Here is an 18,841-nt window from a genome sequence, read left to right on the forward strand (position 1 = left end):
TGATTGGTTCGTGCTTTGTACACGTTATTCAATCGTTTTCAATTGCTGTGAGCAATTGATTTCATGCGAAGAATGTGCCGCATGTTTTCAAGCCAATAGCCACCGAACACATCGCGACTGGATAGGCGTCCGTGCATGTGGTGAAGCATCAAGCCGTCGCCGAGATAGATGCCAGCATGGTTTGGCACCAGATTCTTGCTGCGAATCTGCATCAGAATCAGATCACCGCGCTGGATGTCGGCCAGCTCCACGCGCTCGAACCCGGCTTCAGCAAGTGCCTTAAGGTCGTATAGGTCGCTCTCGCCGTCATCCCACCAGTTATCGACACGCTGCGGACTCGGAAGTACCACGCCAAGCTCGCGCATGTACCAGTCACGACAAAGCGACCAGCAGTCGAGCACGCCATGGTGGAACATCCTGCCAACGAGCGGCGCCTGGTATCCGCTCGGCTCGATGCGTTCGCGCTGAGCGATGGCGCCATCCATCACAGAAAGGATGATCCACGGCAGCTCCGATGCCTCACATGACACCTTGTCGCCCTCGCTAGGGCTAGCCGATGCGTCAGGATGGCTGTGCACTACCGCGACGATCTCGCCGGCTTCCTCGGCCTCTGCGTAGTCCTCTGGCGCCAAGACGAAGTGCTCACTGGGCGTCGCCGCGGTGTTCCTGCACGGCCAGTACCGCTCCCTGCCCTTCACGATGACCATCAGCCCGCAGGACTCTCGCGGGTACTCGGCGAGCGCGTGTTCTTCAGGCGTCATGCGCGCAGTAGTCCAGCGGCCGGATAGCCGCCATAGGGGAGCGGATTGTTTGCACCAAAGCGAAGGCGACACGACGACAGACGACCGCCGCAGACATCCTTGGCCGGGTCACTCGTCGGCGTATCGTCAGCCTTGGCCGCCGCTGGCCCGGTATATCCGCAATAGGGCCCGCGGTAGCCGCCACGCTGCAGCCAGGTGCAGCTGTTGGCGACGATCGATCGGCCTGGCAGCTGTTGCTGTCCGAAGTCGAGCGCTGACGACAGCTCAAACTGGACGACATCGCACGTCTCCGTCGCTTTCCGCTCAATGAACCACTTGTCCGGCGGAAACTCCTGACTTGGGTCGGCCTCTGGCTGACCGTCTAGGTATTTGCCAAACGTGCGCCGGCGGATCAGTAGCGACCCGACAAGGTCCTGGTACACCAGACACAGCGCAGTGATGGAGCCATCCACGTTGCCAACGGCAAGCAATGGCATTGGCGGCTTATCCGGCGTCAGCTGAAAGCCTTCCGCCTGGATCGGCCAAGGCTTGTACTCAACCCCTTGCCAGAAGATCGGGCCCACCTGCGCGTAACCGTGAAAGCTCAATATGTCTCCGGTGCCACCACCGGTGATCGAGCGTGCATCGAGCTGGAATAGCTCTACCTCTGCGCCTGGCTCTAGCTTCTGTACGTCTGCGTAAATAGTCACGGCGCGAATGCCTGCTCAAACGTTGCGGCCAGTGAGTAGGCATCGCCACCCTCGGGTGTCAGCGCCCACTGCTTGCATCGGTACAGCCCCTGCACGTCGCGCGGCGGCGTCCATAGGAACGACCGACCGGACTGGGCGCGAAGAAAATTGCGCGCTGCAATCACATCGACCGATGCCCCTGTGACGGTGATCGGCCAGCTGTTCGACAGGTTATTGATGCCGTCCTGCGCTACCTGTTCGTATCCATCACCAAACTTGGCGCTACGGACGCGCGCTGTCTCGGTTCCAGTCGGTCGCGACTGGATTGGCCATGTGAAGGTATTAGGCATGCTGCATGCGCCAAAGTGGACCACCAGGGCGCATGGCACTAGCAATGCCTTCCTGCACCTTGGAGTCGATCATCTTTCCAAGCTGACGCGCTGAGTCGGCGTCGCTGCCCCGAGTGTCAGATTGCGAGTTTCCGGTGTTGTCAACATTGACGTTGACATTAACGTTGATACCGCCGCCGGATCCGCCGCCAGCCTTTACGCCAAGCTTCCCGTCTGGTCCGCGGGACAGAGGCAGAATGGCTTCAGGGCCGGCTTCGCCCATGACTCCCGCACCCTTAGCAAACGCGAACACAGTAGGCTTGTCAACGACTGAGCCAGAGAACGACGACAGCGATGTGCTGCCATCGACCACGCCACCAGTGGCATACACCTTCGACACGAAGCCCTGGCTGTTGTAATCGACGCCGCCGCTTCCACCGGTGCCGCCGTATCCACCAGAAAAAGCGCCAATGACAGCCTGCAATGCCTTGGATGTGGCAATGCGCATCTCCATCTTTGCCAAGTCAGAAAGGATCGAAGCGGCCAAGCTCTTGAAGTTCATCTTGCCGGTCGTAGCAAAGTTGGCCAGAGCGTCGGCCATGCCGTCAAAGGCATTGGTGAATAGATTGCGCGTCTGGCCAGCGACATTGCCAGCGCTGTCCAATATGTCGGCGTATGCGCTTTTTGCGCCGTTCTTCCAATCGCGCTCGGCCTCCAGCAGATCAGCATTGCCATCGGTCACCAACTGCTTGCGCTTGCTCTCGAATTCAGTGATTAAGCGCAGCCGACCACGGTACTCGTCATCGTCCATGCCATAGGCTTTGTTGGCACGGTCCCGTTCGAGCTGAAGGCGCTGGCTGTCGGCCTCTTTCTCGATCTGGAGCAGCTGACGCTGGAGCGCTAGCTCCTGGTGCCCCATGCTGACCGCGGCAATCTGCAGGTCGATGGCCTGCTGGTCGGTCTTGAGCTTGTCCTCCATCGCCTGCCGGTAGTTGGCGACGGCGGTGGTGTTGCGTGCCCACTGGTCGAGCTGTTGCTTGTCTAGTTCGATTTCTTTGCGGATGGCATCCTGCAGGTTCTTCCGTGCCAGCACCTGCGCGTCGATGGAGTCATCCGGCCCGGCCAGCTTCTTCATAGCCGAGTTGTAGGCCTCGCGTGCTTGGCGTACTTGCTCCTGGAACTCTCCCTCTATCTTGGCGCGCTCGGTCGGATCGACGACGCCATATAGCGCCGCAAGGCGATCCTGTGCCGCCTTCTTCAGCGAGTCATCTAGCTTTGTCTGCGGCGATGTGAACTTGGCTAGGCGCTGCTGCGCCGCAATGCCCTGCGCGTTGAGCTGGTCCTCGACTGACTTGTTTACGCCGGCCAGACCTTGGTCGAACTGCTGTTTGCGAAGGTCGGCAAGCTGCGCGCGCAACGCCACAATGCGCGGATTGTTCTCGCTCGCGCCGGACGCGTTTCCTTGGACAAGATTGCCCTGGCGGTCAACCTTCGGGCCCGGGTTAAGGAGCGCCTTGATCTGCCCCTCTACCTCGCGCACCTTGTCGGCGATCGACTCAGGCTTACCCACCTGCTTGACCGTGTCCCACGCGTCGTTCCACGCGTCGCGCACCCAGTGCGCCGAGCGCACGATCCAGCCGGCGTTGTCCTCCACCTCTTTGGCGCGCTTCGCCATCTCGTCGCCAAGCGCCTGGTTTGCAAGGCGTGCGGCGTCCGATACGCGCCCTTCTTCCTCCAGTGCGGAAATGCGCGCGTACTGCGCGTTGGTGAGGATGTGGTACTGATCGTTTAGCTTGGAGATCGTCTCGGAGGGCTTCTCGCCAAGCTCGATCAGCTTGGCAACGGTCTTGTCGATGCTCTCGCCTGTGACCGTGGACATGTTCACGGCTTCTTGAGCGAGGCCGCTGATACCGGCGCCGGCGACCTTGCCGGATGCCGCGAATTCTTCAATGGCCTTGCGTGCATCGCCCCACTTGCCAGTGGCGGAGCCCACCTGCGATGCCATCTTGTCGAGGCCAGCCGTGCTCACGCCGGCCGCATCACCCGTGGCGATCAGCGACGTGCGGAGCTTCTCCGTCTCCTGGTGGCCCTTGATGGCTCCAGCGGTGAACAGCGCGAGCGGCGCAATGATGGCGGCAACGGCTGCGCCGACACCACTGAATGCCACGCCGAGCAAGCCAGACTGGCCCGCCAGCGTCGCGAACGACTGCTGGAAGCGGCCCCAGTTGCCGGTCGCCATGTCCTTGGCCAGTAGGCCAAGTTCGCGTCGTGCGTTGGCGTTGTTTAGGCTGAAGTGGTGGACGGCCTCGGTGGCGCCAAGGATCTTGTTGCGGTTTTGATCGATGACATCATTGAAGCGCGCGAAGTCCTCGTCACCAAGCAGGCCGGACTTTTTGAACTGCGCAAGCTTAGCCTGCTGCCTGTCCAGTCGATCGAGCGCTGGAATGGTCCTGTCGACCTGGCCGAGGAACTTCTCCAGCTCCGCGCGCTGACCCTTGATGGCATCGGTGCGCTGCTGAACTGCGGCAGAGCCACTTCCTTGCGAGAACGACTTGTTTAGGTTCTCGGATGACTTGGCGGCCTTGTCACCACTGGCAGCAAGCTTGTCGAGGTTGTCGGACGCCTGCTGGACACCATCGGTCGTTACCTTGATGCCAAGGCTGGCAATGTCCGTCACTTCGACTCTCCCATCACCGTCATCGCCTCACCCTCCATCACACGCAGACACTCGAAGGTGTCCGACCATTGAGCGCGCGCAACGCCCACCAGTCGCAAGACGGCGGGCAGCGCGTTGTAGTCCAATCCGGTGGCACCCATGGCGCCAGTTCGCCACTGCGTTGCCATGGCGATAAACACGTTGCAGGCCGGCAGATTGTCCGGCCATACCTCTACGGCCGCGTCGTCGAAGTCATCGAGCGAGAGGCCGAACGCGGCTAGTTCCGCTTCGTCAGGCCCCTTCTCGTACAGCGCACGCGCGACCGCTTTCAGTTTTTTGCGCGGGCTCCGCGCAGCTCGTCGAGGTAGACACTGAACACGGCCATGCCGGCGCCGACGTAGTTGTCGCAAAGGCGCTTGATGTTCTCGGTGTTCAGTTCGTCGTCGAGATCCCAGCCAGTGATACAGGACTCGATCACCTGCGCGTCGGTCTTGTCACCGACCGATTCCACCCACACTTTCACGGCCGCGCGGTCGCGGTGCTTGAAGGTGAACTCCACGGGTGCCGGCTCGCCGCCAGGCACAGGGATATTCACCACTGCTTTGAAGGTCGGGTCAGGGGTCAGCTTTAGCTTCGTCATTTTCTTGTCCTTGGCGAAAAAAGAAGGCCCCGGAGCTACCGGGGCCTGTGTTCATCGTTGAACGATCGATTACGACGCGTAGCGAACCGGCTCGGCCTTGTTCGAGAACGTCACCTGCACGGCCATGATCTGGTTGACCGTGAGCGTCGGCGACGGCGACAAGCTGACGTACGAGTTGTACATCAGCTTCGCGCCGTTCGGCAGGCTGATCTGGATGGCGCGCGGCAGGCGGTCATCGTTGGCCGCCTTGGCGAGCTGATAGCCCGGCAGGTTCGGATCGTCGGCCACTTCCATCGTCAGGACGCTGGGCGTCTTGAAGGTCGGGATGTTCTTCTGCGCGTCCGCTTCGAGCAGCTGGTAGGTCAGGAACTGCTGGTCACCGCCGCTCGAGGTGGAGGTCAGGATCTGCGACAGCTGGGTGAAGCCGGTGACCTTGCGAACCGAGCCCACGCCGCCGCCAGCCGGGTAGATGCTGGTGTTGGTCGTGTCGTAGCCTTCGGCCGTGAACTGCGTGGCCGTGGCGGTCTTCACGCGCACGATCTTGTCGGTGAGGCGTGACCAGCCAGAGGTGATCTCGACGTAGTCTCCCACGGCGAACGTGTTGGCGGTGGTGAATACGGCTTCGGAGGCGTTGGAGACAGCGGTGACGGGCGCGGAGACGCCATAGCCGTTGGCGATGCCTACCAGCGCGCCGTTGGGGAGCGAAATTGCCATGTTGGTTCCTTGGGGTTGTGCGCTGGTGCGCGTTTAGACCGTGTCGGCCCGATAACCGAAGCTGACCGGCACGATGAAATTGGTGGCGTCCTGCGCGCCTTGCGCGGCAGTGACAGGGGTGATGATTTGCAGCGTTAGGCCCGGCACATAGAGCCGGTCATTCAGCGGGAACAGCACGGCCAGTTCGTCGGCAATGCCTTCGTCGCCACCGGCGCCGTTGTTGATCTGGCCCACGACGCTGATCTGGTACACGCCGCGGTACGTGCGCGCCTGGCCGGACAGGTCGGGCCCAGTGGTGTTTGCCGGCATCAGGAAGGCGCGCAGATACGGTGCGTTGGACGGCGGGGTGAACGGCACGTTCTCCCAGGCGACGGCAATAGCCGGCAAACGTGCGGCGGCCCATGCCGCCAGTCGTGTTTCGATCGCGCGCCGGCAAAGCTTGTTGCTCACTGTTGAAGCTCCGCTGCGGCTTTGTCGACGAATTGCTGAAACTCTTGGACCGACACGCGGACCATGCCCTGTGGCGCTTGCACGCCGCTGTGGCCGTATTCAATGGGAATGGCGTACGGCAATGAGTTGGTGATGCAGATGTCTTTCATGCCATCGGACTGCGCGATGACGCTTGTGCCGCGTCCGATGGTTTCGGTGCCGCCCTTGTCGATGGCGTCCGTGGTCGTGGCGTCCGGCTCGACCAGTGAAACGGTCCAGTTCGCGCGCAGTCGGCCACCGACATAACCAGCCGGCGGTTTCGACTTCCACAGGTCGGGGTTGCCGACAGGCGTGCGCAAGACGGTCGCCGTCAGCAAGTCGATCGACACCTTGCGCACGACAGTCTTGGCTTGCTCCGGTGCTTTCTTGGCGAAGGCCTGGAGCGACAGCGCGAAGGATTCATCCACGCAGCTGTGCCTCGAATAGGACAGGCACGCCAGCTGGCGCCAGCGGCTTGACGCTGATCACTTGGTATTCCTTGCCCTGCCACAGCAGGCGGTCGCCCTGCTTAGGCTCGACGGACGGCGCCATATAGGCCTGCTGGTCGCCCTGCAGGATCAGCGTGCCGTCGATGTACTTCTGCGGATACGCGAACACGGTGGCCGTTGACGGCAGGCTGTCGTATGTCGGCTGCATCGTGCCGGTGGCCGGGTCGTAGGCCGTGCCTGACTCTCGCTTTAGCGTGCATGCGGCGCCGAAGCGCTTGAGTAGTCGTGTGGCCGTTGCTGCGGTGTTGGCGTAGTTGAAGGCGGTCATTCGACTTCCGCTTCGCCTTCAAACTCGATTTCGTCGACGATCATCGATAGGTGCAGACGATTGACCTCGCCCACTCCGCACTCGACCTTGAAACCTGTCAGTTTCTCGACGCGCTTGCCGTCGACGTAGACCTCGCCACGACCGTGGCCAGTCATCACGATGCGGACCTTGCTCATCCGCGCACCACTGCCGCCGAGCCCGTGCCACCCGCCGTCAACAGCGAGGACAACAATCCATCAACAAACTGGTAGCGCGGCGTCTGTCGACCGCCAGGCAGATAGTCGGTCGTGATGGGCCCAACGGTTTCACGCGTCACCTGCGGACCTATGTCAGCCATCAAGTCGCCCACTGATGCGCGCACGGCCAGCTCAGCATTGGCGCGCGCAACTGCCGCCGGCACAACGTCCGATGGCAGATGCGTCACAACCGGCTCGGTCAGGCCGGACACGCCAGCGTAGTAACCAAACACGGGGCCAATGACCGTTGCACTGGCATCGCCGCGCGGTGCGTTGGCATCAGGCACGTTTGCACGCGGCCAATCCAGTGCCTGCCCGAGGACGGCGCGGTTTCCGAGCCAGCGCGAAACGTAGAACGCGCCCATGTAGTCGCACGCATTGCGCAGCGCGGCCTCTTTGGCCGATACGTCGAGCGCAGCCCACGCGGTGTTACCGCGCCCGGCGAAATAGGTATCAGCGTCAGCGACGCTGATATAGGACTCTGCATCCGGCTTGCCGGTGCCATCCTCAACGATCAGGCTCACGCCTGCGGCGCCTCGGCGGTCTTGGCAGCCTTCTTCTTGCCAGTCACCTTCTCGATGACGGACTCGGCCACTTCCACTTCCTCGGCGGTCTTGGCGGCATCCGCCCAGGACCGCTTCAGCAGGTCATGCAGTGCGGGCTGTGCGCCGTCAGGCTCTGCCTTCAGCGCAGTCGTCTGATTTTCGATATCGCTCATGTTTAACCTCGCAAAAGACGAGGCGGCCGGAGCCGCCCCGCCTCAGTGGCTTACTTGGTCTTGAGGAACGCCAGCGGGATCTGCTTGCGCTTGAACACGCGGTTCCAGTTCGCAGCGAGCGCCAGGTCAGTGTTCGCCGGGTTCTTGTTCGCACCGACGTAGCTGAAGCCGAACGGATGGATGATGAACTGCTGACGGCTGTACAGCTGTTCCTCGCCCTCACCGTTGCCGGATGCCGGCACGCGCCAAGCTTCGGCCGGGGTCTTGGCCTGGCCGAGGCCAAGGCGGAAGGCACCCGACTGGAACAACACGCTGGTGTAGATCGGATTGGCACCCGAGGTATCCACCGGCATGCCGTCATCCACCACGACGCGATAGCCGAGGTAGGTGGGGAAATGCACGTTGGCGTCGCCGTTGCGCAGGTACTGGATGAGGTTTTGCTTCTGCAGGGCCGTGTACTTCACCGAGTGCATTACGATGGAGTCCAGCCTGCTCGCTGCGTCACCCATGGTGGACTTAGCGTCCAAGATGGCGTTGCCGGTGATGTCGGCAGTCGAGCCGTCGAACAGCATGTCACCGCCGTTCTGCGCCACGTTGGCCGCCAAGATGCCGTTCACTTCGGCGATGGTGGCCGCCTGCCAGCGATAGGCCCAGTAGGAGGCGACGCGCGAGCGGATAACGCTGATCGGGTCCGGGCTGGCGAACGCAGCGGTCAGGTCCATGCTGGACCAGGACTTGTTGCGCGCAAGCTTGACGGCGACCTGCTGGCCACCCGTGGTTTTGTCGGTGGTGGACATCACAGCCGGGTCATCGCTCGAGATGTTCTCGGCGTTGTTCACCAGGTCGTTCATGTGGCGGACGTGGAAGGTCTGGCCTTCGCCCATCGCCAGCTGGCCCAGCACGGGGTCATGGGAAACGATGCCCGACTGGAAGAACGCCACCAGTTCGGGCGATTCCAGCAGGAAGTTGGGAGTCCACTGTTCGGGGACGATGATGTCAGTGAGGCGAGTCGTGCTCATGGTGTCCTCTTGGTGATCAGGTGCCGGCCTGCTTCATACGCATGGCCTGCTCGGTCAGGGTTTCGGCCTTGCCGCCGCCGGAATGTCCGCCAGCGCCGCCGCCGCTTGAGTGCTGAGCCGTGACGAAGAACTTGCCTTCGTCGCTACCGGCCCACTCCTTGATGAAATCGCCAAGGCCCTTGTCGCCAGCCTTCACCGTGCGCGTGCCGCTGTCGTCGGCCGCCACCTGCAGCTGCCCGGCAAGCATCGCCTTGGCTGCCTTGATGTGGACCGGCTGCGTCACGCCAGCCTTGGTCAATGCGTCGCTCAGCGCGGCATCGGTCAGGGTGCGGTTGTAGCTTGCGTCGATGTCGGCTGCCGCTTTCGTGGCAGCCTCCAGGTCTTTGGACAGCTTGCCGTTGGCCTTGGTGGCTTCCGCCAGCTGCTGCTTGAACTGGTCGCGTTCGGCCTCGGCCTTTTCGAGGTCGGCGGGGTCGATCGCGGCATCTTTGCGCAGCTTCTTCACCTCACCCAGCAGTTCGTCGCGCTTGGCGATCAGCGGTGCGGTGGCCTTCTCAACGGCATCGGCAATGGCCGCCTTCGCCTCGGGCGAAGTCAGGTCGATTTCACTCACAGGGTTATGTCCTCTGGACGGGTTGCTGGGCGCTGCCCAATAAAAAAGCCCCGCTCGGCGGGGCTTGGTGTGTAGCTAGCTAGAGAGGCGACCGTCCCCTCCGGGATTTCTCCAGCCCATCGCGTAGGGCTGCCATTTGGTTGCAGTGGCCGGTGCTGATCTCCGGCTTAGTGGCGATAGGCGTGTTGGTGAGGACGCCTCGTTTTAACCCGTACCCCGTCGGCTAACCATACTCATCTCGCCGACTACACCCGCCCCGTATCGCTACACCGGGATTGGTCTCGCTCACCTGATTAGCGCATCAGCCTGCGCATTCACTGCAATTCGTTACTCAACCACCACCCGCTGCCCTTGCAACAGACATACGACGCAAAGCTTGTTGCGCGTCTTGCCCATGTTGGCGGTGATCGTTTCGTGCCCGCCGCAGCGATGACACTGCGACAGCACGGTGATCTTGGTTTTGCGTACTCGCGCTCGCACCTGCTCAGCAGGTGAATCGGGTGGCTTAGTACCATCGATTACACGAAATCGTCCCATCGTGATGAATGGTCGCAGGTGGAAAAACGTTGTCAAGCGCTCGTCTTGGCGGCCAGTTGGTCCAGGCTCAACCATCGCCCCTTGTCATCGTAGAAGCGATCAAAGCTCAGTCGACCGGCACGATACAGCTTGGCCCGCACCGGCCCCATAATCTCGTCCTGGCGTTCCGCGCCCTGCTTGGCGAACCACTCCGCATAGGTCTGATCGGCCGGAACCTGGCCATCCATCGAAGCGCGCGTGGCCGGCGACATCTCGTCCACCGAAATGCCAAGCTCTTTCCAGCTCTTGAGCACCGGCACGGATACGCTGCGGCAATTGAAGTGCAGCCGGCCCGGGCCATCACCCCATGGAATGCTGTGCCCGATGGGCTTGTGCGTGTCGCAGGTGTACTGCAGGCCGTCGCGGATCCGGCACTGCGGGCTCGTCTTGCTGTCCAGCGTGCTCACCCACTCCGTGGCTTTCACCAGGTCGAGGTTGGCATCCGTCACCGCCTGCCTTGCGGTCTGCGCCGTGTGTGATAGCGCCGTCTGCACGACGGCCGCAAGCTCGCGGCGCGGGCGCTCTAGCACACCATCGGCATAGCGCAAGGCGCGCGTTCCACGAATTGCCTTGATGATGTCTGCCGTGGTCTGCCCTTCGACGAAGCCAGCGCGCACAGCGTTGCGGATCTGCGTCAGGCGCGACGCTTCAAGATTGGCGGCCCAGTCTTTCAGCAGCCGTCCCTGAAACGGTCGCGATAGCGCCGTAGCGTAAACCTGCTCTGCGCTGACGGCAGCCACTGGAAAGCGAATCAACACCTGCGCCGGTATGGATCCGCGCAAGCTGGCCGCCTGCGCCGACGATTCAACGCCGGCAAGCCCTCGCATATCGGGCTGCAAGTCAGCCATCACCGCGTCGTAGGCCTGCTGGTTGAGTGCGCGAACCGAGGTCAACAACGCTTCAAGGCGCTCGACCGTGAAGCTGGTCGCCTCCATCTGCATCAGCGCTTCGGACAGCTGCGCCATGAGGCGCGCGTCCGTGCGGCTGAGCACGGCAATCATCCGCTGCACGACGCCGTTACTGAAACGGCGCAGGTCGTGCTCGTGGTTGATTGCCCAGTCTTGCAGCTGGACGTTAGCCGATGGCACCGGTCGTCTCCGCGCCAGCGCCCAGGGTAGGCGGCGTTGTCAGCATGGCTGGACCTTCGGACTCGGCCGCCGCCACCTCGACAGCGGGGTCGATATCGTCGCTCAGTACGCCGCGGCGCTGCAGCTCGGTCACAGCCGTTTCCTTGCTGATCAGGCCGGCAAGGTTCAGATCCTTGATCAGCGCGGCGCTCGCCTCGCTAAGCGTCCCAGTGCCGTAGTCGGCGTATAGCTTTACCGTGCCAGGCTTGTCTGAATGCAGGAACTGCGCGGTGTACCAGAGCGCCTGGTCGAGCGAATCCTCGTAGTTCTCGGCCATGCGCTGCAGGTCGCTCTTGTTCGCCTCGGCGTCGGTCTGCGTTTCGGTGGCCGTGCGCTGGCCTGGCTTCTTGACCAGAAGCTCAGCACCCGACTGGATCATCTGCTGTTCCAGCGCATCGAGGCTTTCGGCGCCGGCCTTGATCGCCGCCCCCGTGTGCTCGACGTACTTCAGGTCGGCATTCGCCGGCAGCTTTGCCACCGCGCCAGCGCCAACCACGAGCTTCGTCTGGTCGTCCGCGCCGATCATGGCAAGAATGGGAACGCGCACAACGTGCAGGATTGTGTCCTGGTCGCTCTGGCTCTGCCAATGCTTCACGTTTAGGAAAGCCAGATCCTCCAGTGGAGGCATACCGATCATGAAGGCCTTGCGCCGGCCGTAGATCGGAACGAAGGGAATGTCTCCCAGCGTAGTTGTGCCGTGCTCGGCAATGTCCCACTTGCCTGCACCGATTTCGCGCCAAATTTCCCAGCCACCCGGTACGAGCACGCGCACCTGCGGTTTCCAGATGACAGAGAACGGGCCTTCGTTTTCGGCGTAGGTTTCCAGGATGCGCAATTGGATAAGCTTCATGCGCCCGTTCACGAGCTGCGCCTGCCAGCCGATGATCTGGTCGTGTTTTACGCGAATCCAGTATGGGCGCAGGCCGGCGGCCTCCGTCTGCTGCTCTGTCATGCCGGCATTGTCGGCACGAGGGAAATCGACAAGGATGCCGCACAGGCCGAAGCGCATGGCCTCCTCGAACATCTCGGCGGCGAAGCTATGCAAGCTCACGCCCTGCAGGTCGATGTCGTCCTCAATCTTCTCGATCTTTGGATCTGGATCGACCAAATCAAGCGGCTTGGCAAACGGCTTGCCAGACATGACAGCCACCGTGCGGCTGAACGCCGGAAATAGTGTGGCCGTGGACAAGCGGGCCTTGTAGGCGTCCTCTTTCTCAGCTGGCCACTGCGGAAGCAACGCCTTGCCGGCAAGTCGCATGCCCGGCGTTCCGCCGGACAGTGCATCAAGCACAGCCCAGCTTCGGCGCAACTGCGCAATTTCGTTACACGGTTCGTGGACGGCAAGGGCCATGCTTAAATCCTGAGTGGCTCGATGGTGGCGATTCGCTTGATGACCGGCCACTCAACGTCGACGCAATAGCCGATGGCGGTCGTGATGTGCTGGTACTGGTTCGACTGATCCTCTTGGAACGACGAACCGTCTTTGAGCTGGACTGTGCTCAAGCCCTTGTGGCACCACTTGGCAGTGGTCGGATTCACGAACAGGCTTGTGTCACCGGATGCTGTAAGGATCTTGGCGCGCACGGCGTTCTGGCGGTCCTTGATGGCAGGCGCGGCCAAGCGAACCTTGCGCGTGAATGCCCAGCCGTTCTCGCGCAGCACACCCTCAATGTCGGTGTAATCCGATGCGTGGCCATGCTTCTCGCCAGCTCTGCCGGCGGGATCGCCATAGATCAGGACGTGCTTGTTTTGGTGGTCCTTGAATTTCTCGACGAACTCAGTGGCCGACTGCTTCGACACCGCGCTGGTCAGCACGATCTCATCCAGCAGGTGCAGCTCTTTGCCTTCGTTTCGCTTGACGCCAATGGCAGAAGAGAGCGGCGTGTAGTTCTGGTCGTGCATCCACAGCAGCTGCTCGTGAGGCTCGATCGATCCACTGGTGTTGTTGTGCTTGCCGAAATCCTCGTAGATACGACCGCTTGCCGTCTCGAACGAAGCTTCAAACTCCTGCTTGAACTGCTTCAGCGACATGGCGCGCTTCATGGCGTCCATCACGTCAGGCGGCAAGATCTCGGCCGACTTCCAATGGAATACCTTGAAGTTCGGGTCTGCGCCTGTCTCGGCCTGCATGCACAGGTCGTAGTAATGGTTCAGGCCGTCCGGCACACCGAGCAGCCAGCACCACGCGCGGTAGTCCGGCTCCATCGGGTTGACGGTGTTTAGCGCAGGGAGGATGTTTGCCTCCCAGGCGTCCGACTTCACGTCGGCAAACTCGTCGATGCCGCCGCCCTTCCAGGGGATGCCCTCGATGCGCTCGGGCTTGTCCAGGCCGATGACGTGAATCTCGCTGCCGTTTGGCAGATAGATGATCAGGTCCGACTCGGACGGCTTGCGCGGGTGCGTACACGACAGCGTGAAGGCCTTCAGGTCATCCCAAAAGATCTTCTTGGCTTGGTTGTACGTTGGAGCGGCGGCGAAATACTGGCCAACCACGGCGGTTGCCTGCTTGACCAGGAACCGCTTGAACCGCTCGGTCTTGCCACTGCGACGCCCGGCCGGCACCAGGGGGAAGCGGATGCCCTCATGTACGGCGCGCACCAGCGCGAGCTGCACCGGGTGATCCTTCAGCGCATACCAGCGTGCCAGTTGTCGATCGAGCAGAAGATTTCCGGTTGTCACGATGGGAGCTTGGCGATCAGGTCCGACAGAATCTTCGTCATGTCTGGCTTATCGCCACCGTCCTCGGCAACCTTAGGCTTCCCATAAACACGGTCGAGCACGTCCCTGGCGGCTGTCACGCGAGCCATGTGCGGCGCGCTCTTATCCTTCATCACTTCTTCAAGAGTTTGCTTTGCCAGGGGAACAAGAGGCGCAGCGATCTGCGCGTTCGTCTCACCGTTGGGGCCAACAGCCTTGGATCGTCCGCCGGGGTTGCCTGACTTCCCCTTCTCGAACGTCGTTTTACTTCGAGCCATAACTTACTTCCGCTCAGCAGCCAGCTTGTCTAGGGCTGCATCCCTTTCTGCTTGGAGTTCGGCAACGGACTGAACAATTCGTCCTGCACTTTCTTCACGTAGTCGATCCGCGGTGCCGTCGCTTCCGGTGCTGGAGGTAGGCGCGGGCACACTGGCGGCGCTTGGACAACGCCACGTGTCGCGCAACCGGATAGAACCATCACGAAGGCCAGCGACAGTGCTGGCAGAAAGTGCCTGCGCATAGCGCATGTCTCCCTGGAACTTGGTGTCGATGGCCGCGAATGCGTCGGCCTGTGTGTGTTCGGTAGTGCGGGCTGACTGCACCGCTTCGGTCGTCTGCTCGGCGGTGGCTTTGGCGATGGCCGCCTTATCCGCGTCGCATGCTAGTCCGCGCACGTGGTGGCCGGCGATGAATGAAGCCACGAGCAGGATCACGGCGGCGAAGAACTTCAGCTCGATGCGGGTCATTCGTCGTCCGCCTCGTAGTCGAGGAACGAGTCGAGCGCAGCGCGAAGTACACGCACCTGTGCCACAGTCAGCAGCGCGTCCACTTCCTCACGCTCGCCACCCATACCATCGTTCTTGTTCTTTGCTGAGTTGATGCGCAGCCAGCATTGGCCTTGTCCGCTCGACCCATCGACACGAACATTCTCGCCATAGTTTGCGGTAAATGCGCCAAACAGCTTGCCTCGACTCATTCCATTGCTCCTTGGTTACGATTCACACAATGCACGCTCAGCGGCGCGGCGCCTCACCAGTCCCTCTAACCGGCGGCCACCAGCGTTCACCCAGCGCGACAGCTCAGCGCATGCACCCGGCCAGTCGCCAGCGATCGCCTTGCGTTGCAAGGTCGATCCGCACACGATCGCCGGCCCGATGTTGTAGGCCGCGTCCGTCAGCGCAGCCTCTTGGCCGAGCGTCATTGGCGCGGCAATGCAGCGATGCACGGCTGCGTTTGCTTCGGCCATGTCGTTCTTCAGGAACGCCTGGCACTCGTCAGCAGTGTGACGGCGATGCTCGACATTACCTGTGTGCCCGTAGCACACAGTCAGCACGCCACCTACATCGCGGTAGGGCTGCTCGCGGTAGCCCTCGAAGCCCATGGCCATCGATGCGGCCATGGCTACCGCGGCGATGGCTCCAACAATGGCGCGCGGGTTCATTCGACCGGCTCCGTCTTGCGCTGCTTCATTTTGAGGATGGCCTTGTCGACGATCAGCCACGCGAACCACACGCACGTGAAGAACGCAGCGGCCTTGTCCCACGGAAAGCCAGAAAGGATGCTGCCAAGGTACGTCACGCCATAACCTATGCTGACTTTCTCAATTGCCTCGCGCATCAGCTGCCGCCCTTGATTGCCGACAGCTTGCCGGCGGGTTTGTTGATCGCCTCGACGCTCACCCATTTGAGAGTGTCCCGTTTCAGCACATAGAGCTGGCCATCGCGAAACTGCGAGGCCAGGGAGTCGGTGAGTTCATACAAATCAGGGCCGTCAGCGACGTGACACTCGCCGTCGCCAAGTACGAATGGCTCGGCATCGCGGCCTTCTTCCTCTGGCTCGGGCGCGCCGTCGCCAACGAAGCCGATGGTCACGCCGCCTTCCTTGCCACCGTGAAACGTTGCTCTGCATTGCGATACTTTCTGCGCATGTACACGTCTAAGCTCACGCCCTCGTACTTGCGGCACAGGTAATCGAGCGTCAGCGGCATCTCGCAGAACTCGCCAGCGCGAACCTCGTTGAGCACGACCACTCCACGCCAGTGGTTGTTAGCCATGCCCTTGTATCCCTCGTCATGCAGGTAGCACGAGCCGGCGACGATGCCCTTCTTGATCTTGCCGGTGGTGTATTGCTTTGTTCCGACCTCGTAGCCCTGCACATGCCCCTGCACGAACGAGTCGCCTACATGGTTTAGCTTGTTCTGCGGTGTTCCGCCGATCGCTCGCCCCGTGTTCACCGCCGCGAAAAAGTGTGCGTACGTAACGCCGTCGATAACCTTCTGACCAGGGGAGCCGCAGTAGTACGGAACGGGCTGCCATCCAAGGCGCTCGCGGTTAAGCAGGTGATACCCAAGCGTGCCAGCCAGTCGCGGGTCGCTGTTGATCGCGCGGATCAGGCGGTTCTCGTGGTTTCCCTCCAGCATGGTCATCTTTCGCGGACGCTTCAGGCTCGCGCGGCCCATGCTCTTGGTCAGCAATTCGAGCGCGTCGTTTCCGGCCTGGATATCATCCTCTACGCGGGCGCCTTCCATCGACATGGAGCCGGGCGCGTCGTAGCGCGACAGCGACGGAAAGTCCCAGTGGTCGCCAAGGTGGATCACTTCGTCCGGCTGGTAGTCGCGAATGGCTTGGCCGATCCATGCGAGATGGTCGGTTGGTACGCCCTTCTTTACCTGCGTGTCTGGAATGAAGAAGTGCCGACGCGGAGCACTCATGCGCCGGTCGCGTCCCGGTCGCGGGTGAAGCTGTCGAGCTGCGGCGCCACATGCGAGTCAGCCGCAAGCAACTCATCCACCAGCAAGCCCGCGTGGTACAGGTAGTGCTTGAGCGTTCGGAGCTTGGACTCGCGGTCGCTGATCTCAGCCGGCGCCCGATAGGCATGCTCAGGCTTCGCATCGACCTTGCGGCCGAACGGCGGGAAGTGTGCGTGCATTGGATTAGCCTCAGGATTGCATTCGCAGCCAGCGCACGCTGACCGGGCCGAGATACAAGCACCACACTGGAACCATCACGCCGCTCGGCAATGAATCAAAGACTGGTCGCGTGAACTTCCAGCCAAAGCCTCGCCAGCCGCACTCGCCGACGGTGATGTGCAGGTAACGCATGCAGTTGCCTCAATAGGTCCGGCGCCCGCGATGCGGGGCTTCTGACGCCAAGGGCGCAGGCCGGCTCAGGAAGTTGGGAGCGAGTTTCCGCAGCGCGTCCGCTACGGCTGGCCTCGCGTCTGCATCGGGCTAGGCGTGCCGGCTATCTTGAGCCCGCAATTTGCGCATCACCGAAGCCCCAAACGAAAACGCCCAGCTAAGAAGCCGGGCGCAGTTGTTCGATGATGGGAGTTTCGCGCAGGCGGAAACGATGTCAAGCGGTGGGTTTGCGAGGATCCAGGAGGTAGCTATCAATGTTCATGTGCTTAAGCCGAAGCATGGATTCACCACGCAGTCGCTCGTTCTCAGCGGCAAGTTCGTTTATCACGAAAATAAGCTTCTCTCTGTCCATGTCCGAGATCCTCTCGCCAGCGTAATACATCACCGTATCCATCATGCCTCCCTCCTATTCCGCCGCATTGCTCGCCACGTGCCGACATGCCCAGCGATCACTCCGGCGGCAAAGCAACCGATACCAAACGCGATGATCATTGTCTCGCTCATGCCGCCGCCCTCCTATTCCTACGCGCCGCCAACGATAGCGCATCCTCGGCCAACTGCTCGAGCACGTGCGCCCCAGCCGCCACCAGGTCGCGCCAGTCGTCGCCGTCCACCCCATCAGGTGCCGGAGCCAGACCGCGCCCCATGACAACGCCGTAGGCAGCCAGTGCGACGTGTGCGATGTAGCCATTGTTCCTGCGCACCAGCACCGAGCGATCACCGGCAAGCGCCTTGCCGAGCGCCGCGCACACCTGCCGCCGGTGGCCAGGCAAGCCCGTGGCCATGTCCATGGCGATGTCGGGGCCAACGTCCTGCGGATTGCGCCGGCCGAAGCTCAGCGCCGCGGCCACCATGTGATCGGCCGGGATCGAGCGCAGATGTGATGTACCAGCGCCGGTCGGCTCTCGCCAGGTGCTATGACCAGCCAGGGCGAACACGCGCTCGCGGAAGGTGGGCTTGTCGGTGGTGAAGGTGGTCATGCGGCGTCCTCTGCTTCGTCTGTGTCTTTCTCGATTTCTTCCAGCCACATGGCGTGGTACTGCTTCATGCCATCGCGATAGCCGCGGAGATACGCCTCGTGGCAGGTGTACATGTGCGATGCAATAGCGACCGCCAAGAGCATCGCCAAGCCAAGCAATACAGCCATCACGCAGCCTCCCTCAGTTCGTGGCAGCCATCGGCCGCCAGGTAGTCGCGGATGACCGCGATCGCTTGTTCGTGGCCGTTGCAGACGACGGAACAATGGCCAAACTCGGTGAGAGCAGCGCGCCATGTCTTCTGTTCGGTCGACAGGCGTCCGCCATCGGCGCGTTTCATCTCGACAGCCAGGCCGACATAGCCGCCACGCGGAAGCGGCAGGATCAGGTCGGGCACGCCGGGCTTGACGCCCATGCGCTTGAGCTTCGCGGCCGTCAGCTTGCCGCGCTTCTCGCCGTTCGCCGGGTGGAACAGGAACGCCAGCTCGGGCCATTGCTCCATCGCTCCGGTTGCCCAGCGCATCACCAGCTCCTGCTCGAAGTCCTCGGGGACTACAGAGACGGCCCGGCTCACAGGCCGACCCTCACAGCAGGGTGAGCACTGACTCCACGACTCCACTCCACGCTCCCTAAAGGGAGAGGACCACCGTGGAGTAGTCGAGCGGGGGCAAGTACGGGGTAATGCGCGCCTGACAGCGCCGCATTTACCCCCAGCACATGCCCCAA

At 62.0% G+C, this 18,841-nt stretch carries 32 protein-coding genes; all 32 read right to left on the minus strand.

Annotated features, from left to right (window positions below):
* Positions 1 to 38: 38 nt before the first annotated feature.
* The 32 genes from AC0GUR_RS05405 to AC0GUR_RS05560 all read right to left on the minus strand — a co-directional run bounded on the left by AC0GUR_RS05405 (position 39) and on the right by AC0GUR_RS05560 (position 18,689).
* On the minus strand, positions 39 to 761 hold the full coding sequence (locus AC0GUR_RS05405; protein ID WP_472876448.1) for a C40 family peptidase: 723 nt from the start codon (positions 759 to 761) through the stop codon (positions 39 to 41).
* A complete protein-coding gene (locus AC0GUR_RS05410) occupies positions 758 to 1,450 on the minus strand; it encodes a phage minor tail protein L (RefSeq protein ID WP_472876449.1) in 693 nt (230 codons plus the stop codon). The genes AC0GUR_RS05405 and AC0GUR_RS05410 overlap by 4 nt, the downstream gene beginning before the upstream one ends.
* Positions 1,447 to 1,779, minus strand: coding sequence for a phage tail protein (locus AC0GUR_RS05415; RefSeq protein ID WP_472876450.1), 333 nt, complete (start codon positions 1,777 to 1,779; stop codon positions 1,447 to 1,449). Before AC0GUR_RS05415 ends, AC0GUR_RS05410 begins: the two co-directional genes overlap by 4 nt.
* Positions 1,772 to 4,435, minus strand: coding sequence for a phage tail tape measure protein (locus AC0GUR_RS05420; protein ID WP_472876451.1), 2,664 nt, complete (start codon positions 4,433 to 4,435; stop codon positions 1,772 to 1,774). Before AC0GUR_RS05420 ends, AC0GUR_RS05415 begins: the two co-directional genes overlap by 8 nt.
* Positions 4,432 to 4,824 carry a DUF1799 domain-containing protein gene (locus tag AC0GUR_RS05425; RefSeq protein ID WP_472876452.1) on the minus strand — a complete coding sequence of 131 codons (393 nt, stop codon included), beginning with the start codon at positions 4,822 to 4,824 and terminating at the stop codon, positions 4,432 to 4,434. Before AC0GUR_RS05425 ends, AC0GUR_RS05420 begins: the two co-directional genes overlap by 4 nt.
* The gene (locus tag AC0GUR_RS05430; RefSeq protein WP_472876453.1) at positions 4,743 to 5,054 is read right to left on the minus strand and encodes a phage tail assembly chaperone; all 312 of its coding nucleotides are present in this window, start codon (positions 5,052 to 5,054) and stop codon (positions 4,743 to 4,745) included. Before AC0GUR_RS05430 ends, AC0GUR_RS05425 begins: the two co-directional genes overlap by 82 nt.
* 69 nt (positions 5,055 to 5,123) lie before the next feature.
* Positions 5,124 to 5,768: a phage tail protein gene (locus AC0GUR_RS05435; RefSeq protein ID WP_472876454.1), complete on the minus strand. Its 645-nt coding sequence runs from the start codon at positions 5,766 to 5,768 to the stop codon at positions 5,124 to 5,126.
* Between the two features lie 33 nt (positions 5,769 to 5,801).
* Positions 5,802 to 6,218: a phage tail terminator-like protein gene (locus AC0GUR_RS05440; RefSeq protein WP_472876455.1), complete on the minus strand. Its 417-nt coding sequence runs from the start codon at positions 6,216 to 6,218 to the stop codon at positions 5,802 to 5,804.
* A complete protein-coding gene (locus AC0GUR_RS05445; protein WP_472876456.1) occupies positions 6,215 to 6,664 on the minus strand; it encodes a hypothetical protein in 450 nt (149 codons plus the stop codon). The genes AC0GUR_RS05440 and AC0GUR_RS05445 overlap by 4 nt, the downstream gene beginning before the upstream one ends.
* Positions 6,657 to 7,013, minus strand: coding sequence for a hypothetical protein (locus AC0GUR_RS05450; RefSeq protein ID WP_472876457.1), 357 nt, complete (start codon positions 7,011 to 7,013; stop codon positions 6,657 to 6,659). The genes AC0GUR_RS05445 and AC0GUR_RS05450 overlap by 8 nt, the downstream gene beginning before the upstream one ends.
* Positions 7,010 to 7,189, minus strand: coding sequence for a hypothetical protein (locus AC0GUR_RS05455; RefSeq protein ID WP_472876458.1), 180 nt, complete (start codon positions 7,187 to 7,189; stop codon positions 7,010 to 7,012). Before AC0GUR_RS05455 ends, AC0GUR_RS05450 begins: the two co-directional genes overlap by 4 nt.
* Entirely contained in the window at positions 7,186 to 7,773 is a 588-nt protein-coding gene (locus tag AC0GUR_RS05460) for a DnaT-like ssDNA-binding protein (protein ID WP_472876459.1), read from the minus strand. Before AC0GUR_RS05460 ends, AC0GUR_RS05455 begins: the two co-directional genes overlap by 4 nt.
* Positions 7,770 to 7,967: a hypothetical protein gene (locus AC0GUR_RS05465; protein WP_472876460.1), complete on the minus strand. Its 198-nt coding sequence runs from the start codon at positions 7,965 to 7,967 to the stop codon at positions 7,770 to 7,772. The genes AC0GUR_RS05460 and AC0GUR_RS05465 overlap by 4 nt, the downstream gene beginning before the upstream one ends.
* Positions 7,968 to 8,017: 50 nt before the next feature.
* Entirely contained in the window at positions 8,018 to 8,986 is a 969-nt protein-coding gene (locus AC0GUR_RS05470) for a major capsid protein (protein WP_472876461.1), read from the minus strand.
* A gap of 16 nt (positions 8,987 to 9,002) precedes the next feature.
* Positions 9,003 to 9,599: a hypothetical protein gene (locus AC0GUR_RS05475; protein WP_472876462.1), complete on the minus strand. Its 597-nt coding sequence runs from the start codon at positions 9,597 to 9,599 to the stop codon at positions 9,003 to 9,005.
* A 327-nt stretch (positions 9,600 to 9,926) separates the two neighbouring features.
* Positions 9,927 to 10,136, minus strand: a complete 210-nt coding sequence (locus AC0GUR_RS05480; protein WP_472876463.1) for a hypothetical protein — start codon at positions 10,134 to 10,136, stop codon at positions 9,927 to 9,929.
* 32 nt (positions 10,137 to 10,168) lie between these two features.
* Positions 10,169 to 11,263: a phage minor head protein gene (locus AC0GUR_RS05485; RefSeq protein ID WP_472876464.1), complete on the minus strand. Its 1,095-nt coding sequence runs from the start codon at positions 11,261 to 11,263 to the stop codon at positions 10,169 to 10,171.
* Entirely contained in the window at positions 11,250 to 12,653 is a 1,404-nt protein-coding gene (locus tag AC0GUR_RS05490; RefSeq protein WP_472876465.1) for a DUF4055 domain-containing protein, read from the minus strand. The genes AC0GUR_RS05485 and AC0GUR_RS05490 overlap by 14 nt, the downstream gene beginning before the upstream one ends.
* Positions 12,654 to 12,655: 2 nt before the next feature.
* Entirely contained in the window at positions 12,656 to 13,981 is a 1,326-nt protein-coding gene (locus tag AC0GUR_RS05495) for a terminase large subunit domain-containing protein (RefSeq protein ID WP_472876466.1), read from the minus strand.
* Positions 13,978 to 14,277 carry a hypothetical protein gene (locus AC0GUR_RS05500; protein WP_472876467.1) on the minus strand — a complete coding sequence of 100 codons (300 nt, stop codon included), beginning with the start codon at positions 14,275 to 14,277 and terminating at the stop codon, positions 13,978 to 13,980. Before AC0GUR_RS05500 ends, AC0GUR_RS05495 begins: the two co-directional genes overlap by 4 nt.
* A gap of 3 nt (positions 14,278 to 14,280) precedes the next feature.
* A complete protein-coding gene (locus tag AC0GUR_RS05505) occupies positions 14,281 to 14,745 on the minus strand; it encodes a hypothetical protein (RefSeq protein WP_472876468.1) in 465 nt (154 codons plus the stop codon).
* Positions 14,742 to 14,975: a hypothetical protein gene (locus AC0GUR_RS05510; RefSeq protein ID WP_472876469.1), complete on the minus strand. Its 234-nt coding sequence runs from the start codon at positions 14,973 to 14,975 to the stop codon at positions 14,742 to 14,744. The genes AC0GUR_RS05505 and AC0GUR_RS05510 overlap by 4 nt, the downstream gene beginning before the upstream one ends.
* Before the next feature lie 15 nt (positions 14,976 to 14,990).
* Positions 14,991 to 15,440 (minus strand): lysozyme, encoded by a 450-nt coding sequence (locus tag AC0GUR_RS05515; protein WP_472876470.1) that lies wholly within the window; start codon positions 15,438 to 15,440, stop codon positions 14,991 to 14,993.
* On the minus strand, positions 15,437 to 15,616 hold the full coding sequence (locus AC0GUR_RS05520; protein ID WP_472876471.1) for a hypothetical protein: 180 nt from the start codon (positions 15,614 to 15,616) through the stop codon (positions 15,437 to 15,439). Before AC0GUR_RS05520 ends, AC0GUR_RS05515 begins: the two co-directional genes overlap by 4 nt.
* Complete coding sequence (locus tag AC0GUR_RS05525; RefSeq protein ID WP_472876472.1) at positions 15,616 to 15,870, minus strand: hypothetical protein; 255 nt, start codon at positions 15,868 to 15,870, stop codon at positions 15,616 to 15,618. Before AC0GUR_RS05525 ends, AC0GUR_RS05520 begins: the two co-directional genes overlap by 1 nt.
* On the minus strand, positions 15,867 to 16,709 hold the full coding sequence (locus AC0GUR_RS05530) for a hypothetical protein (protein ID WP_472876473.1): 843 nt from the start codon (positions 16,707 to 16,709) through the stop codon (positions 15,867 to 15,869). The genes AC0GUR_RS05525 and AC0GUR_RS05530 overlap by 4 nt, the downstream gene beginning before the upstream one ends.
* A complete protein-coding gene (locus AC0GUR_RS05535) occupies positions 16,706 to 16,927 on the minus strand; it encodes a hypothetical protein (protein ID WP_472876474.1) in 222 nt (73 codons plus the stop codon). Before AC0GUR_RS05535 ends, AC0GUR_RS05530 begins: the two co-directional genes overlap by 4 nt.
* A gap of 10 nt (positions 16,928 to 16,937) precedes the next feature.
* Entirely contained in the window at positions 16,938 to 17,099 is a 162-nt protein-coding gene (locus AC0GUR_RS05540) for a hypothetical protein (RefSeq protein ID WP_472876475.1), read from the minus strand.
* 253 nt (positions 17,100 to 17,352) lie between these two features.
* On the minus strand, positions 17,353 to 17,535 hold the full coding sequence (locus tag AC0GUR_RS05545; RefSeq protein ID WP_472876476.1) for a hypothetical protein: 183 nt from the start codon (positions 17,533 to 17,535) through the stop codon (positions 17,353 to 17,355).
* A gap of 103 nt (positions 17,536 to 17,638) precedes the next feature.
* Positions 17,639 to 18,118: a hypothetical protein gene (locus AC0GUR_RS05550; protein WP_472876477.1), complete on the minus strand. Its 480-nt coding sequence runs from the start codon at positions 18,116 to 18,118 to the stop codon at positions 17,639 to 17,641.
* A complete protein-coding gene (locus AC0GUR_RS05555) occupies positions 18,115 to 18,285 on the minus strand; it encodes a hypothetical protein (RefSeq protein WP_472876478.1) in 171 nt (56 codons plus the stop codon). Before AC0GUR_RS05555 ends, AC0GUR_RS05550 begins: the two co-directional genes overlap by 4 nt.
* Entirely contained in the window at positions 18,285 to 18,689 is a 405-nt protein-coding gene (locus tag AC0GUR_RS05560) for a VRR-NUC domain-containing protein (RefSeq protein ID WP_472876479.1), read from the minus strand. Before AC0GUR_RS05560 ends, AC0GUR_RS05555 begins: the two co-directional genes overlap by 1 nt.
* Positions 18,690 to 18,841: the final 152 nt, after the last annotated feature.

This window comes from Dyella sp. PARNA 12/25, from assembly GCF_055702865.1.

Excerpts from the sequence above, each read along its gene's own strand:
- AC0GUR_RS05510 (WP_472876469.1), bottom strand. The coding sequence starts at position 14,975 with ATGAGTCGAGGCAAGCTGTTTGGCGCATTTACCGCAAACTATGGCGAG.
- AC0GUR_RS05465 (WP_472876460.1), bottom strand. The coding sequence starts at position 7,967 with ATGAGCGATATCGAAAATCAGACGACTGCGCTGAAGGCAGAGCCTGAC.
- AC0GUR_RS05540 (WP_472876475.1), bottom strand. The coding sequence starts at position 17,099 with ATGCGTTACCTGCACATCACCGTCGGCGAGTGCGGCTGGCGAGGCTTT.
- AC0GUR_RS05500 (WP_472876467.1), bottom strand. The coding sequence starts at position 14,277 with ATGGCTCGAAGTAAAACGACGTTCGAGAAGGGGAAGTCAGGCAACCCC.
- AC0GUR_RS05450 (WP_472876457.1), bottom strand. The coding sequence starts at position 7,013 with ATGACCGCCTTCAACTACGCCAACACCGCAGCAACGGCCACACGACTA.
- AC0GUR_RS05505 (WP_472876468.1), bottom strand. The coding sequence starts at position 14,745 with ATGACCCGCATCGAGCTGAAGTTCTTCGCCGCCGTGATCCTGCTCGTG.
- AC0GUR_RS05455 (WP_472876458.1), bottom strand. The coding sequence starts at position 7,189 with ATGAGCAAGGTCCGCATCGTGATGACTGGCCACGGTCGTGGCGAGGTC.
- AC0GUR_RS05490 (WP_472876465.1), bottom strand. The coding sequence starts at position 12,653 with ATGGCCCTTGCCGTCCACGAACCGTGTAACGAAATTGCGCAGTTGCGC.
- AC0GUR_RS05520 (WP_472876471.1), bottom strand. The coding sequence starts at position 15,616 with ATGCGCGAGGCAATTGAGAAAGTCAGCATAGGTTATGGCGTGACGTAC.
- AC0GUR_RS05415 (WP_472876450.1), bottom strand. The coding sequence starts at position 1,779 with ATGCCTAATACCTTCACATGGCCAATCCAGTCGCGACCGACTGGAACC.
- AC0GUR_RS05515 (WP_472876470.1), bottom strand. The coding sequence starts at position 15,440 with ATGAACCCGCGCGCCATTGTTGGAGCCATCGCCGCGGTAGCCATGGCC.
- AC0GUR_RS05405 (WP_472876448.1), bottom strand. The coding sequence starts at position 761 with ATGACGCCTGAAGAACACGCGCTCGCCGAGTACCCGCGAGAGTCCTGC.
- AC0GUR_RS05535 (WP_472876474.1), bottom strand. The coding sequence starts at position 16,927 with ATGCACGCACACTTCCCGCCGTTCGGCCGCAAGGTCGATGCGAAGCCT.
- AC0GUR_RS05470 (WP_472876461.1), bottom strand. The coding sequence starts at position 8,986 with ATGAGCACGACTCGCCTCACTGACATCATCGTCCCCGAACAGTGGACT.
- AC0GUR_RS05545 (WP_472876476.1), bottom strand. The coding sequence starts at position 17,535 with ATGATGGATACGGTGATGTATTACGCTGGCGAGAGGATCTCGGACATG.
- AC0GUR_RS05530 (WP_472876473.1), bottom strand. The coding sequence starts at position 16,709 with ATGAGTGCTCCGCGTCGGCACTTCTTCATTCCAGACACGCAGGTAAAG.
- AC0GUR_RS05480 (WP_472876463.1), bottom strand. The coding sequence starts at position 10,136 with ATGGGACGATTTCGTGTAATCGATGGTACTAAGCCACCCGATTCACCT.
- AC0GUR_RS05430 (WP_472876453.1), bottom strand. The coding sequence starts at position 5,054 with ATGACGAAGCTAAAGCTGACCCCTGACCCGACCTTCAAAGCAGTGGTG.
- AC0GUR_RS05550 (WP_472876477.1), bottom strand. The coding sequence starts at position 18,118 with ATGACCACCTTCACCACCGACAAGCCCACCTTCCGCGAGCGCGTGTTC.
- AC0GUR_RS05555 (WP_472876478.1), bottom strand. The coding sequence starts at position 18,285 with ATGGCTGTATTGCTTGGCTTGGCGATGCTCTTGGCGGTCGCTATTGCA.
- AC0GUR_RS05435 (WP_472876454.1), bottom strand. The coding sequence starts at position 5,768 with ATGGCAATTTCGCTCCCCAACGGCGCGCTGGTAGGCATCGCCAACGGC.